Here is a 13846-nt window from a genome sequence, read left to right as displayed (position 1 = left end):
CGTCTTAGCTTTCTTTACAACTTGTGATGAATTGGGCAGCTTAGCAATAGCTCATCGTTATCGATAGCACGTACCTGACACTCAGTTGCGGTGATTAAGCCATATGAAGCGCGGCAGTCATTACGGGGGATAGTGGTTGAGCCAGGGTTGAACAGTAATACTTCGTCGCGATATTCAGCGACGGGAATATGGGTGTGTCCATAGAGTAAAGCATCACCCGCTTGCAGCGGTGGTAGCTTATCAGGACCATAAACATGGCCATGGGTCAGGAATAGGCGCATTTGCGGCATCAATACCTGGGCGTAGGTCGCAGTAATAGGGAATTGCAGCAGCATCTGGTCGACTTCACTGTCGCAGTTGCCACGTACAGCAATAATCTTATCGGCATAGGCATTCAGTGTCTCGGCCAAGGCCGCAGGGTCGTATCCCTCAGGAATGGCGTTACGTGGACCGTGATTAAGTAGATCTCCGAGCAGAATCAGGTAATGAGCACCAGATTGCTCAAAGCGGCTCAGCATGGCTTGAGTGGCTGATAGAGAACCATGTAGATCGGAGGCGATAAAAAGTTTCATGGGCTATATGCCTAGAATGATAAAACAGATCGTCAATATAGCTTTGTTTCTCGATATAGCTACTAAAAAGATAGATGATAAGAGCAAGAGCACTCGCAAGCTCGTTTCTAGGGCGTTCGCAGGCTCACTGCTAGGACGGTGCTGCGCACCTGCGAGGAAAAGCTAACAGCACTTCAAAAGCTGAGCATTCCACTTTTTTATCTTTTGTTTTTTCTTCTTAGCCTTTCCTAGAAGAGACGAAGTCGCGTCCTCGCAGGGCGAAGCCCGACCTCGTCTAAGCTTTTCCTAGAACCTAGAACCTAGAACCTTGTTTTAAGGCGTGTAATAGGTGGCTGCGCCAGGACCAACCGGTAAACCAATCACAAATACCCAGATAAAGAAGAAGCAGGTCCAACCGATAAAGAACACGATTGAATAAGGCAGCATAGTCGCTACTAAGGTGCCGATACCTAGGTTCTTCTTATATTGCGAGGCAACTGCCAAGATCAGACCAAAGTAACTCATCATTGGGGTGATAAGGTTAGTTACTGAGTCACCGATTCGATAAGCTGCCTGAATCGTTTCTGGCGCGTAACCTACTAGCATCAACATAGGTACGAAGATAGGTGCGGTGACCGCCCATTGGGCAGAAGCACTACCTAACATCAAGTTGATAAAGCCACACATCATAATAAACAGCACAAACACTAACGGCCCGGTTAGCCCAACAGCGTTTAGCGCGTCCGCGCCAGATACCGCCAGTACCGCGCCTAAGTTGGTCCACTTAAAGAAGGCGACAAACTGTGAGGCGAAGAATACCAATACGATATACATGCCCATGCTGCTCATACTGCTAGACATGGCGTTAATCACATCAATATCGCGTTTCATACTACCCACCACGCGGCCATAAACCAGTCCAGGAATAGCGAAACAGATGAAGATAAAGGCGACGATCCCTTTCAGGAATGGTGAGCCTGCCACTAGGCCGGTTTCTTGGTTTCTAAGTGGAGCCCCTTCAGGAATAATGGTTAGCGCCAGTAGTACAGACATCACTAATACCGCAAGGCCAGCGATTTTAAGTCCCTTCTTTTCAAGGGCGCTCACCGTATCCATCTTCTGCTCACTAAGATCGATTGCCGCTTCGCTAGCATCGTATTTACCAAGTTTTGGCTCAACAATTTTCTCAGTAACGAATGCACCTAGGAAAGTGATTAAGAAGGTAGAGACAAACATGAAGTACCAATTTACTTCTGGGCCTACAAGGTAGTCAGGATCGATCATTTGCGCGGCTGCTTCGGTGATCCCTGAAAGCAGAGGATCAACGGTGCCAAGCAATAAGTTGGCGCTGTAACCGCCTGATACACCAGCAAATGCCGCAGCGAGACCCGCAAGAGGATGACGACCTAAAGAGTGGAAGATCATCGCCGCCATTGGGATTAAGACTACATAGCCTAGCTCTGATGCTGTGTTCGATACGATACCGGCAAAGACTAAGGTGAGTGTCACTAAACGCTTAGATGCGCCCATAACCAGTAAACGCATCGCGGCAGATAACAAGCCTGAACGGTCGGCAATACCTACACCCAACAAGGCAACAAGCACTGTGCCTAATGGGGTAAAGCCGGTAAAGTTAGTCACCAAGTTGGAGACTATCATGCGTAAGCCTTCGGCGTTCATCAAGCTGACTACGTGGATAAGGCCATCGCTACTACGACCAGATGCCCCCTCTGGACGCGGGTCGACAACGGTTAATTCGAAGTAACCGGCGATACCACTGATAACCACCACTGCCGCACAAAATAGTGCAAACAGCGTAATGGGGTGAGGCAGTAAGTTACCAAGACGCTCAACCACGTTAAGGAAGCGGACAAACCAGCCACTAGGCTTGTTACTGGGATCTAATGGAGTTTGGTTAGATAAAGGCAAGCTATCGCCGTCATTACTGCTCATCGTGTCTTCCTCAATATGCTTTTTATTTTATTATTTTTGTTTTGTTGTTGCGGCGGGCGTGACTACTAACGAGCACTATATTGTTAAGCCGATGTGGCATGATGGATAAGAAAAATTAATTAAACCTTAAATCAGTTGTTTTGTTTACTAGCTAATATAGCGTCATTGCGAGTGCCAATGCGGCTTTGCAGAAGAAAAGGCGAGAACTGATGTTGAATCTTGTAGTGAATTTTAGGCAAAAAAAAGGACTCATGTAGGATGAGTCCAAAAGGGATTGATTTGCAGTATCCGTTGGGATTGAGATTACTATAACTAGGGATAGCTGTATCTAAGCTGAACGATGGAAGTGACTTAGATTAACTCTTGTTAACCTTTGTTTGGCTAAAATGATTGAGGTGGTAATTATTTAATCTGAAAGGCTATTTGTGAATTACAGGCAAAAAAAAAGAACTCATAATGAATGAGTCCGAAGGGGATGATTGGGTTGAACGATTTCCTAAGGGATGTGATTACTATAGCTAGGGGATACTGTATCTAAGCTGAATGAGTTGTGAGCCGCTCTTGCGCACAGAGGAGGGCCGCTGTCAGTGACCGATGACATCAGGTGGAAAATAAAATGCTACAAACGGCAGGGTAAGCTTAAAGTTAATCATAAGTACCAATAATTTTAATTATTTGAGTGTTTTTATTGGCTGAAAACCTTAGATGATTTTAGGGGCGTTTAAAAAATCACACTCTAGCTTTTACTGCTAACACCTGTTCTCTAAGGAAATAATAATTTTTATTGCACAGATAGTGTACGCATAATGTTTTTTGGTACGACTCAGAATAGTTAGTTCGTTAAGGCTAGATAAGTTAGTGCTTTTTGGGGTTTCCTCTGCAGTTTTTTTCAAGTTATTTGCTAGCGAGGTTAAAAAGTAACACTGTGAATAGGTTGGTTTATCTGGTGTTGAGGCTAGATTTCGTTGCTCAAATAAGTAACAGTATAAGTTGTCAGAGAGTAGCCTAGTCATTTTTTAGCTCTAATCTACTGATGTGATAGAAATATAAGTTGTTTAAATAAAAAGAAAAATAGGAAGCACAGATGGAAGGGATATTGTTAGGGTCGGGCTTAGTCGTGATTATTGCCTACCTTTGGTATGTGAGCTTAATTAAGAAACGTAATACTGGGCGTGAGGCACTATCGGGCATAGACGTTCAGTTAAAGAAGCGCTCTAATCTAGTACCTAATATTCTCAAGATCGCACAAAAGTATATGGATCATGAGAAGTCTCTGCTAACTGAGATCACCGAGTTAAGAAGCTTAGCGGCTAAAGGCTATAATCATGTTGATCCTGACTCAGTTAAAGCTCACCTCGAAGTCTCTGAAAAGCTAAATCAAAAGATGTCTCAGTTGATGGTGAGTGTCGAGAACTACCCAGAGTTGAAGTCTGACAATACCATGCTGCAAGCGATGCAGACCTATAACGAAGTTGAGGCTCAACTGTCTGCCGCACGTCGTTTTTACAACTCGGCAGTGTCTGAGCTTAATACTGCAGTTGAGATCTTCCCCGGCTCCATCATAGCCTCTATGGCAAGCGTCAAAGTGATGCCTTTCTATGAAGCCGATGAGGCATCTAAAGCTCCGGTTGATGCAGCCGATTATTTAAAGTAACTCAAATTTTGCTATCTGATTGCCGCAGTATGTTTGTATTGCGGCAGCAATGGGTGATTAAATTGCTTGGAGTTAACTGGCAACAAAATGAATATCTTTAGCTTCCTATTTGGCGCGCCGATAAAGCCTATCCGTAATCGTAATAAGTTAACAGCTTCACCAAGTGAAATTGCAAATTTTAAGCAGTATTATCAAGATCATCTTGAGCCATTAACCAGTAAGTTTGAGAATGCGCGGGTGGCTAGTCTCAAGTCCTGTCGCCAGCGCTTATATCTTTGCTGCGCCATTTATCTTGGTATTGCAGCCTTGGCATTTATGTTTATGCCTTACCTCGATGTTGCAGATCCTATGTTTTTCTATCTTATCGGCTTAGTGCTGTTGGCATTGCCCTTTGCTTGGTGGGTCTTCAATCCCGTTAAGCACTATAGAGCCGATGTGAAACAGAAAATCTATCCGTTGATTTTTAAGTACTTTGGTCATGACTTCATTTTTTGTCGTCAACATAAGATGAGCCTGAGCGTACTAAAGGCATCGAAGTTACTCCCCCATTACGATGCTGCTAATTTTGATGATTATGTGCAGGGAACCTATAAAAATGTAGAGATCGCCATTAACGAACTGCATCTAACTAAGCAGGTTAAGCGTGATAAAAATACCGATACCGTAACCGTCTTTAAAGGGGTGATGATCGAGCTTAGCAGCCATAAAGATTTTCGCGGCCATACCGTGGTGGTAAAGAACCGTGGTGGTTTAGTGAATTTCTTGTCTGATTCATTTAAGGGCTTGGAAAGAGTAAAGCTTGAAGACCCGATCTTCGAGAAACAGTTTGATGTATTCTCCACCGATCAAATTGAGGCGCGTTATCTGTTAACTGTGACCTTTATGGAGCGACTGCAGGAGCTATCGGCGAGTTTTGGCAATAAAATCCAGTGTGCGTTCTACCGCAACAAGTTACTGATCATGCTCGGCAGTAAGGATAACCGTTTCGAGATGGCGTCCATCTTCAAGGCTGCGACATTCGAGTACGAGTTCAGTCAGATCAATAAAGAGATGAAGCAGCTATTTGCTATAGTTGATGTACTGCAATTAGAGCGAAAGACCGGATTATGATGAAGCAGGGAGTGCTGATAGCTTTGCTGTGTATCTCGGCGGCAGCAATCGCTGAGACGAGTAAGCCCCATTTTGTTGCCAAACCATCGAATAAGGGCGTGCTGGGCAAAACCGTCTCCAATAATGTTATGCACAATACGGCTCAGGCTGCTGGAGTGAGCTTGAAGCAAGGCGAAAAGGTTTATCACTACATTACCGCCAGCGGTGGGCTAGCTTTTTCCGATTCCGCGCCACAGCAAGGGCATTATCAGGTGCTGCTGTTCGATTGTTACGCTTGTAAGCCCCAGTCCAGTATCAACTGGAACGCTATTCCGCTATTCACCTCTCAATATCAGCAGCAGATCGCCGATGCCGCGCGTGCATACCAACTTGAGCCTGCTCTTATCAGGGCGGTGATCCATGCCGAGTCAGCTTTTAAGTCGGCAGCGGTGTCTAAAACGGGAGCCCAGGGCTTGATGCAGCTGATGCCTGCAACGGCTAACGAGCTGGGAGTGAGTGATGCCTTTCACCCTGAGCAAAATATCTTAGCTGGGAGCCGTTACCTGTCGCAGTTACTGAAACGTTTTAATGGCGATATAGTCTTGGCCTGCGCAGCCTATAACGCAGGAGCTTCACGGGTCGAGCAATATAATGGTGTGCCACCTTTTCCAGAGACCCAAGCCTATGTCGAACGAGTGCAGATCTTGCTAAAACGCTACCGCAATACTTAACTTCTGGGCTTAACGTCAAACCAAGGCATAAGTATGACGGTAAAGCACTGGGTCATGCTAGAGAGTCCACACTCTATCCGTACTCAGAGACCCAAGCCTATGTCGAACGAGTGCAGATCTTGCTAAAACGCTACCGCAATACTTAACTCAGGAGCGCTGCGGTATTGGCTGTACCGATAGTCTGTTGATTATCATGCTGCGCTCTCGACTGCTTTTTTCTCGACTTAACGTCTAACCAGACCATAGGTACCACAATAAGGCACAGGGCGATGTTAGAAAGCGGCATTGCCATCCACACTCCGTTAACACCTAAAAACTTAGGCAGAATCATCAAGAAAGGCAGCTGGATCAGCATATTGCCACAGGCGATGACTAGCGCCTTAACACCTTGGTTAGTCGCCATAAAATACACAGATGAAAGCGCGATAAAACCGTCTAAGGGCATGGCAAATAGATGCATGCGTATTCCATCTATGGCCGTCGTAATCAGCGCACTATCGCTGTTATTGAATAAGCCCACCATAGTCTCTGGAATCGCATTGAGCAGTAAAATCCAGCTGGTACCCGCAATCAAGGTCACCTTGATTGAGAGCTTAAGCATCTTGTAGATGTTCTCGTGTTGTTCTGCGCCATAGTAATAACTGACTGGGGGTTGCATACCCTCGGCCACACCTTCAGCAACTAAGTAATACAGCACCATAAGGTAGCCAACGATGGCGAAAGCCCCAACGGTGAGTGGCGTGCCATATTCGGTAAAGAGTCGGTTATGCAGTGCAAACACAAAGCTGGTATACAGGTACATAAATAGGCTTGAGGAACCTAATAACACGATTTGCTGAGCAAATGAGGCGTTAAACCAGCTGAATTTTGCCGACCAGTTGATGCTGCTATGTTGTGAGCAAAAATAGCCAAGACCTAGCACACACACAACCGCCTGAGCACTAATGGTGGCGATAGATGCACCTAGTAGGCCAAATTCAAATACGCCAATTAACAAGTAGTCGAGCGCAATATTAATTACAGCGCCCAATACCATTAAACCTGTGGCGATATTGGGGCTCTCATCGTTACGAATAAGCAATGGCAAGGCTGAAGCAATAATCGTGATTGCAGTGCCCCAGGTAAATACGCCAATATATTCTTGTGCCATCGCTAAGGTCGCATCTGCGCCACCTTGCGCCTCAAGAAAGAAGTCGCTAAATACGCTTAAAATCGTGGTTGAGATAGCCGCTAAGGCAAACATTAGCACCAAGCAGCTGGTCAAAATGCTTGCCGCGGCACGCGTGTCGCCTTTACCCCGCTGAATCGACAGCAAACTGCCACTCCCCATGCCCACCATGATGCCAAAACCCACCATAAAGTAGATCACCGGCCAGGCCATATTGATGGCGGCTAAGCCTTCGAAACCTATGTAATGGCCAATAAAGATGCCATCGACAATTTGGTACAGGCCGTTAACCAGCATGGCGGCAATTGCGGGTAGAGTGTAACGCCAAAAAGTACGGCTAATGGTATGGTTTGAGCTGTTTTCGATACTTGGGGCTAACATTTATATGCAAAATTTGGAGAATAATAGGTCGCAAGTTACTCTGTTATTAAGATTGAATAAAGTTAGCTTCTATCTGTTTTAGATATAGGTGGGCAGGTTGAAAGTATGAATTGGACGTTGGATGAGCTTAACGCGTTTGTAAACTCGGTCAAGCTTGGCTCATTTTCGGCAGCAGCGAGAAAGATGGGTAAGGCGCAGTCGCGGATCAGCACAGCAGTCAGTAACTTGGAGGCGGGGCTTGGCTTCGAGCTTTTCGATCGCAGTGCAAAACTGCCAGTGCTGACCCCGCTTGGTGAAGAGATGTATATTGAGGCGCAGTCAGTACTCGCTCAGTGTCAGCGCCTTAATGCGCGGGCGATGACGGTAACCTCAGGCGAAGAGGTGGCGCTAACGGTTGCGATGGATGAGGCGGTACCGGTTAACGCGTTTGAAGCCCTGTTTCAACGGATCTCGACCCAATTCCCGCTACTGAAACTCACTATTATTAATGGATCACAAGAGGACATTGCTGCTTGGGTGGATGCCAGCCGTGCAGATATAGGCATTATGTTTCACTCTTCGACTATGCTGCCGGACTCGCTCGATTTTATGTCTATTGGCCAATTTAAGCAGAGCTTAGTGGTAGCGCCCTCGCATCCACTCGCCTCGACTCAAGCGCCGACCTTAGAGCAGTTGATGCAATATCGGCAGCTGGCTATTTGTGATATTACTGGGCAATCACAGACACCGGCGTTATCGCCCAACTATTGGTATATCGATAGTTACTATTATATCGTTGCATTGGTTTTACAGGGCGTCGGTTGGGCGTTAGTGCCTGAACATGTGGCTAAATCTGAATGGTATATTGATGATTTATGTGAGCTTTCTAGTGAATATATTACTAACCCTTTATTGATTGAAATGGGTGTGGTGAATCGTCGTGACCAGCAAATCGGCCCAGTGATGCACTGGCTGTTTGATGAGTTGCATTCGGTGTTGCAGTGAGCTTATAGGCTCTAGATTCTAGGGCGTTCGCAGGCTCGCTTATAGGCTCTAGGATTCTAGGACGTTCGCAGGCTCACTGCTAGGACGCCAACAAGTTGGCTGCTAGGAAAAGCTAAAAGATAGGGCACTCGCAAGCTCGTTTCTAGGACGTTCGCAGGCTCACTTCTAGAACGGTGCTGCGCACCTACGAGGACGCCAACAAGTTGGCTGCTAGGAAAAGCTAATAGCTTAAAAGCAAGACAAAGCCGATTCATGGAGCCTGAATCTATTGCTTGTCTGTTTTAAATCTTGGCTTTTCCTAGGTCCTAGAGCCTCGCACCTAGGACCTATCTTTTAATCCTTTTCTAGAAGCGACAAAGTCGCGCTCTTGAAGTGACGTAGTCACGCCCTCGCAGGGCGTAGCCCGTCCTCGTCTTAGCTTTTCCGGCTGTTACCGTCTTAGCTCTTCCTACTCAGGTACTTCTTGTTTAACTATGGTCTTGCCACCGTTATGGCCCAGGCGGCGCTCAAGATAATCCAACATCTCTTTCGCGGCAGTATCGAGTTGCCAAGGAGGGTTGATGATCCACAGACCCGCGGCAGTCATGCCAAACTCATTGCTATCAGGCTTGATGGCTTGCTCGATGCGCAGCTGATTCTTGATGCCACTTTCGGCAAGCAGTTTAAGCATGCCTTCAGTTTGCTCTCGGTCTACAACCGGATACCACAACATATACACGCCAGTCGCAAAGCGCTTGTGAGCCTTAATAATGGCTTTCGCTACATCTTGATAGTCGGTCTTAATTTCGTAACTTGGGTCAATCAAAATCACGCCGCGACGCTCAAGTGGTGGCACGGCTGCGATAAGACCTTTAAGGCCATCGCCCTTGATCACGCGTACGGCACGGTCGCCAGTATATTGCTCATCTAAGGTTAAGAAGTCGGTGCCATGTAGCTCATGCAGTACCATGCGGTCTTTTTCACGCATGTTCATATCAACAAAAGCGGGAGAGCCTGGGTAAAATTCCAGTTCCTCTTTACCTTGGTTGAAGTGCTTCACATCCTCGATGTATTGCACTAATGATTCGGGTAGATCGCTTCTGTCCCAAAGTCTGGCAACACCATCTAAGTATTCGCCAGTTTTCTTTGAAAACTCGTCTGTTAACGCATAACCGCCTGCACCTGCGTGGGTGTCGATATAAGCCATAGGCTTATCTTTTTTGTGCATGAGTTTGAGCACTTGCAGCAAAATAGCGTGCTTGAGAACATCGGCATAATTGCCAGCGTGATAGCCGTGACGATAACTTAACATTGAGTTTTTAGCCTAAAGGAACAGAGGCTAGATTATATATCAACTCAGGCAAGGGATCATAATTTGAGTGTCTGTCGCTGCATCCACATGATGTTGTTGTTCACCAATGGCAGTTGCCAAACCGCGGTGCCATCGTCTTGATAGACGCGATAAAAACTCAGCGCTGTTTGGGTTAGGTGCTGTTTTCTAAGAGCGAGATAGATAATTTGCGCGGTATCGGATAACGCATTCGGAGAGGAGAGCGTGGTCTTGCTGACCTCGATATCGAATCTCTCTACTTTACGTTGCTGCCACTTCTCTGTGGTGCGTTTGAATTGCCCACGGATCTCGTAGCGAATAGGTGTGGTATAGCAGTCCTCATCGGTAATGCAGGCGGCGAAATAGAAGATGCCACTGTCTGGTGCGAGATCCACCATTGAAATACGGATATCGCTACGGACGAGGCGGTGATCATCAATGGCGAAGTACAGATCGCCGTGATAGATCTGCTCCTTTAAGTCGCCCTGATGTTTTCTAAGCTCAGGCAGATCTAACTTATTATAGGTTTTCTGCTCCATTCTGATCTTCGTGGTCAGAAAGTCAGAAAGAGCCAGCTTGCTACCATGGCCTTTTTCGCTACTGATATTGATCAATTGCTTACCACTACAGGCCTGATCTTGGTAGTCGGGGCAGATGGCAAAGTTGTCCATCTTATCTGTGAGTAGGCCAAAGCTGCTAAATGTTTTGAAGGGCGCCTGCCAATCTAACTCGTTACCTATCTGATTGCTAAGTCGTTGTTTGGCTATAGAGGCTGAAACCGACTCACCATGCCTAGGAGAAAACAGCGTCATCTCGCCCTTAACTTGGCTTAATTGGCTATCGATGTGTGTTTCACTGTAAGGCGGTTGATTATGGCTGACGTAACCATAAGCCATGAGTAATAAACTGGCGAAGACCGCAATGAAAAATAACCAAATCGCTCTGTTTTTGGCTGTGATTTTCTTGGACTTTTCTGCAGGTGATAAATGCAGAATATAGCCATGACGAGGAATGGTCTTTAACTCAATCTCTGGGTAGTTTGCCAGCTTCTTTCTCAGAACGCTGATGCATTGCTGTAGTGATGATGGCGAGACGACTCTGTCGTGCCAGCCCGCTTCTAGCAAGGCTTCGCGAGTGATAAGGGTTCCCTGATGTTTAAGCATCAGTTGCAGCACCGCGGTCTCGGCATAGCTGAGTTCAATACGTGACGAGTCTTCAGCATCAAATAGATGTTGCTGAGCCACATTCAAGCTTAACTTAGGAGTGAGCTGCACAGGATTCTCTAACAAAATGGATATCTAATTGAGTATATTCTTAGGTTAAAAACGATGGAAATTTTAGCCCGTAAACTTTGAGCCAGTTCGAGCTTTGCCYAAAGCTTGTGTCCCGCAGCACTGCAAAATCAAGTATATTTTCAGCATCTTTATCGTAACTTTCTCTTCTGACATTACTAATTCRGTGTTATCTACTCACATAGGTTAAAAACGATGGAAATTTTAGCCCGTAAACTTTGAGCCAGTTCGAGCTTTGCCTAAAGCTTGTGTCCCGCAGCACTGCAAAATYAAGTATATTTTYAGYATCTTTATCGAACGCTAAAAAAGTTGCAGCTCAACGCAGAGCGTTGAGCTGCTTGATCTCTTTGCCTGATTCTTTTGCAGGGACATCAGTCTAGGAAATCAATGACTCGAAGCGATAACCTTAAAGGTTATGTACCTTCTTAAGGTTGTCTACTGAGTGACAAACGGCACAAGATTCCACTTGTAGCTCGTTAGCCGTCACACCGAATCGACCGCCATTTTGTTCCATATGCGCACGCACAGCCTTGTTAATTACCATCTTACCGTCGGCATCTTCTTGCTTAGCATGACACGCATAACAAGTCGCTGAGACTGGTGAGGTATAAGCATCAACCGTGATATCTGTCGCTGGGTGAGCTCTTGAGTCTGGGTTGTAGTCCAGATCTAGGGCCAATGGACGACCCACCGCGGTTAGGCGCTCAACGCCGAAGGTGTCACCTTCGTGGCAACGGTAACAGTTTGCTTTGTCGGCTGGGAACTCGATATTACGCACACCATTTTCACGGTCTTGAGTCGCACGTTGATTAGTGTGAAGTGAGTGCATCCATACCTTATGGTCTGGGTGGCTTACGGTTAACTGCTCTACATAATCCCAGTCGCTTGGTTTAGTGTGCATTTCGCGAATGGCCTGAGTCGGTGGCGTATTCGGGTTATGACAAGCTAAACATGGGTCAACGATATCGGCAGTGGAACTCAAGAAGCCAGGCTTACCTTTAGCAACCATCGCACGTTCTTCAAATGGACGAATATGCTCACCCAGTTCATCGTGGTCATGACCAGAGAAGCAGGTGGTGTCTGCCAGCTCTTTGTTAATCTCCGTCTTGCGGCTATGGCAGTTACGACAGGCTAACTCTGAGTTGTCGTTAAACTCATCATAACCATGGCATGAACCACAGGTTTTGTTGCTGACAATTAAAGGACGCTTAGCTTCTGGTGCTTCTGTGAGGCCATCTTTGTCGAAGAACCAACGCTTGTTCGCTTCGGCGTTTTTAGTGTGACCAGCCTGATCACAGCTCACAAGGTTTTGCGCACCGTCAAAACAGTAAATTAAACGGTTAGTGATAAAACCTGCATCTCCGAGTAGATCGCCAGAGAACTGATCTTGGGTAACAACTGGACCCATTAGGTAGGTAAACACATTGTCTTCAGACTTGTGTAGCGGGGTGCGCGCACGCTCACCTGCTGGAGTGATGCCATCGCTACCATCTTGAGTAATGTCTTTCTTGTTACTCTTAACGAAGATGCTGTAACCGCGGCTGGTGGTGAAGTCTACCGAGGTACCCCAGTTAACATATAGCTGCAGGTTTTTAATCCAGTCGGCATCGGCTGGGTTGTTATTGGCAACGGCGATGCGTTGACCTTGTCTATCGAGTAGCGCAAAGCTGATCTCAGCAAAATGCTCACCGTCTTGCTCAACCAGCTTAGCGTCTTCTAGGCTGATGTTGACGATATTGCGCTGATCTTCCTCAACCGCTTTTTCTGACTTGCTCATATGAACATCATAAGTGTTCTCTGGTGAGTGACAGGTCAAGCAGCTGCCGTTATCAGGTTGAGTACTGTGGTCGTATACTGGGTTAGAGGTCATATCGTGACAGCTAGAGCAGGTCTCACGGGTTGGTACTAGGTTCCAGTTGGTCGCCTGCAGCTCTGTTTCACTGACTTCTTTAGCGTGACAAGTCGTACAGTTACCCAACGCTTGTGGGGTGATACCTATGTGCGCGGTATGAGCCAGTACAGGCCACACCTTGCTAGCGTCAGACATGTAGTTACTGGTATGGCAGCTGGCACAGTTTTCAATGTTGTCGCCGCCATGTTTGATTGAAGCTATGTCATCGTGACAGCTTAGGCACGAACTACCATCAATAATGCTGCGATTGTCGGTGATCTCGCTGCTATCAAGGTTAAAGTCAGTAATCACTTCTGTGGCCGGTAGCTGGTCTGTTTCCAAGACCTTAAACAGTACGCGCTGAGTAAAATCGCCGTTGTGACTTATGTCGCCAGCAACTAACGCAGCATCCATGGTGTAGCTATAGCTACCATCCATGTTGTCGACTAAGTTACCGTCACAGCCCTTTTCTGGTGAACAGGTTTCGCTGGCAAGTTTCTGCCATTGTGAACGCTCACCTTCAATCTGTGGCAATAGTTGCGCGGCATTGATCTTGATTGCAGCAATCTTAACAACGGGAATTGCCAGTTCGTTCTCGGCACTAAAATCGATGCTAAGGATGTTATCTGTAATCGTGGTCTTATCGATAGTTACCGTTAACACTTCGGCGGTCGTGGTAACGTTACCACCGGGCTGGCCATCTTCACCGTCTTTACCGTCATCGCCGGAACACGCCACCATGCTCATTGAGCAGGCCGCGACAAGCGTGGCATAGCACAGTCTTGTTTTGAATCTGTTTGCGTTCATCATCACGTATCTCTCTTTTATATTTTCTTAAAGTCG

General features: G+C 46.5%; 10 protein-coding genes. 4 read left to right on the top strand and 6 right to left on the bottom strand.

The genetic code is table 11. The features are described from left to right. Window positions 1-14 precede the first annotated feature (14 nt). Together yfcE and L1D44_RS03790 are read right to left on the bottom strand one after the other, a co-directional pair. Window positions 15-572, bottom strand: a complete 558-nt coding sequence (yfcE, locus tag L1D44_RS03795) for a phosphodiesterase (protein ID WP_239888881.1) — start codon at window positions 570-572, stop codon at window positions 15-17. Between the two features lie 312 nt (window positions 573-884). After that, window positions 885-2504 (bottom strand): AbgT family transporter, encoded by a 1620-nt coding sequence (locus L1D44_RS03790; RefSeq protein WP_239888880.1) that lies wholly within the window; start codon window positions 2502-2504, stop codon window positions 885-887. A 1084-nt stretch (window positions 2505-3588) separates the two neighbouring features. On the opposite strand from L1D44_RS03790, the gene L1D44_RS03785 reads away from it, so the two are divergent. The 3 genes from L1D44_RS03785 (at window position 3589) to L1D44_RS03775 (ending at window position 5978) form a co-directional block, all read left to right on the top strand. Beyond that, entirely contained in the window at window positions 3589-4158 is a 570-nt protein-coding gene (locus L1D44_RS03785) for a LemA family protein (protein ID WP_239888879.1), read from the top strand. A gap of 87 nt (window positions 4159-4245) precedes the next feature. Continuing rightward, entirely contained in the window at window positions 4246-5268 is a 1023-nt protein-coding gene (locus tag L1D44_RS03780; protein WP_239888878.1) for a DUF3137 domain-containing protein, read from the top strand. Further along, the gene (locus L1D44_RS03775; protein ID WP_239888877.1) at window positions 5265-5978 is read left to right on the top strand and encodes a lytic transglycosylase domain-containing protein; all 714 of its coding nucleotides are present in this window, start codon (window positions 5265-5267) and stop codon (window positions 5976-5978) included. Before L1D44_RS03780 ends, L1D44_RS03775 begins: the two co-directional genes overlap by 4 nt. Window positions 5979-6120: 142 nt before the next feature. Here L1D44_RS03775 and L1D44_RS03770 read toward each other — a convergent pair whose 3' ends face one another. Beyond that, window positions 6121-7527: an MATE family efflux transporter gene (locus L1D44_RS03770; protein WP_239888876.1), complete on the bottom strand. Its 1407-nt coding sequence runs from the start codon at window positions 7525-7527 to the stop codon at window positions 6121-6123. 105 nt (window positions 7528-7632) lie between these two features. Here L1D44_RS03770 and L1D44_RS03765 point away from each other — a divergent pair, with 105 nt between their 5' ends. After that, window positions 7633-8511 (top strand): LysR family transcriptional regulator, encoded by an 879-nt coding sequence (locus tag L1D44_RS03765; protein ID WP_239888875.1) that lies wholly within the window; start codon window positions 7633-7635, stop codon window positions 8509-8511. Between the two features lie 448 nt (window positions 8512-8959). Here the strand turns inward: L1D44_RS03765 and rlmJ are convergent, their stop codons facing one another. The 3 genes from rlmJ to L1D44_RS03750 form a co-directional block, all read right to left on the bottom strand. Continuing rightward, window positions 8960-9802 carry a 23S rRNA (adenine(2030)-N(6))-methyltransferase RlmJ gene (gene rlmJ, locus L1D44_RS03760; RefSeq protein WP_239888874.1) on the bottom strand — a complete coding sequence of 281 codons (843 nt, stop codon included), beginning with the start codon at window positions 9800-9802 and terminating at the stop codon, window positions 8960-8962. Window positions 9803-9858: 56 nt separating this feature from the next. After that, a complete protein-coding gene (locus tag L1D44_RS03755; protein ID WP_239888873.1) occupies window positions 9859-11109 on the bottom strand; it encodes a helix-turn-helix domain-containing protein in 1251 nt (416 codons plus the stop codon). 409 nt (window positions 11110-11518) lie between these two features. After that, entirely contained in the window at window positions 11519-13813 is a 2295-nt protein-coding gene (locus tag L1D44_RS03750) for a cytochrome C (RefSeq protein ID WP_239888872.1), read from the bottom strand. Window positions 13814-13846: the final 33 nt, after the last annotated feature.

This window comes from Shewanella sp. Isolate13 (assembly GCF_022398325.1).
In the GTDB taxonomy this organism is placed as follows: Bacteria; Pseudomonadota; Gammaproteobacteria; order Enterobacterales; family Shewanellaceae; genus Shewanella.
This window is presented reverse-complemented; position numbering and strand designations above follow the sequence as displayed.

What these genes read in the sequence shown, in the direction of transcription:
- yfcE (WP_239888881.1), bottom strand. Translation starts at nt 572, where the DNA reads ATGAAACTTTTTATCGCCTCCGATCTACATGGTTCTCTATCAGCCACT.
- L1D44_RS03790 (WP_239888880.1), bottom strand. Translation starts at nt 2,504, where the DNA reads ATGAGCAGTAATGACGGCGATAGCTTGCCTTTATCTAACCAAACTCCA.
- L1D44_RS03785 (WP_239888879.1), top strand. Translation starts at nt 3,589, where the DNA reads ATGGAAGGGATATTGTTAGGGTCGGGCTTAGTCGTGATTATTGCCTAC.
- L1D44_RS03780 (WP_239888878.1), top strand. Translation starts at nt 4,246, where the DNA reads ATGAATATCTTTAGCTTCCTATTTGGCGCGCCGATAAAGCCTATCCGT.
- L1D44_RS03775 (WP_239888877.1), top strand. Translation starts at nt 5,265, where the DNA reads ATGATGAAGCAGGGAGTGCTGATAGCTTTGCTGTGTATCTCGGCGGCA.
- L1D44_RS03770 (WP_239888876.1), bottom strand. Translation starts at nt 7,527, where the DNA reads ATGTTAGCCCCAAGTATCGAAAACAGCTCAAACCATACCATTAGCCGT.
- L1D44_RS03765 (WP_239888875.1), top strand. Translation starts at nt 7,633, where the DNA reads ATGAATTGGACGTTGGATGAGCTTAACGCGTTTGTAAACTCGGTCAAG.
- rlmJ (WP_239888874.1), bottom strand. Translation starts at nt 9,802, where the DNA reads ATGTTAAGTTATCGTCACGGCTATCACGCTGGCAATTATGCCGATGTT.
- L1D44_RS03750 (WP_239888872.1), bottom strand. Translation starts at nt 13,813, where the DNA reads ATGATGAACGCAAACAGATTCAAAACAAGACTGTGCTATGCCACGCTT.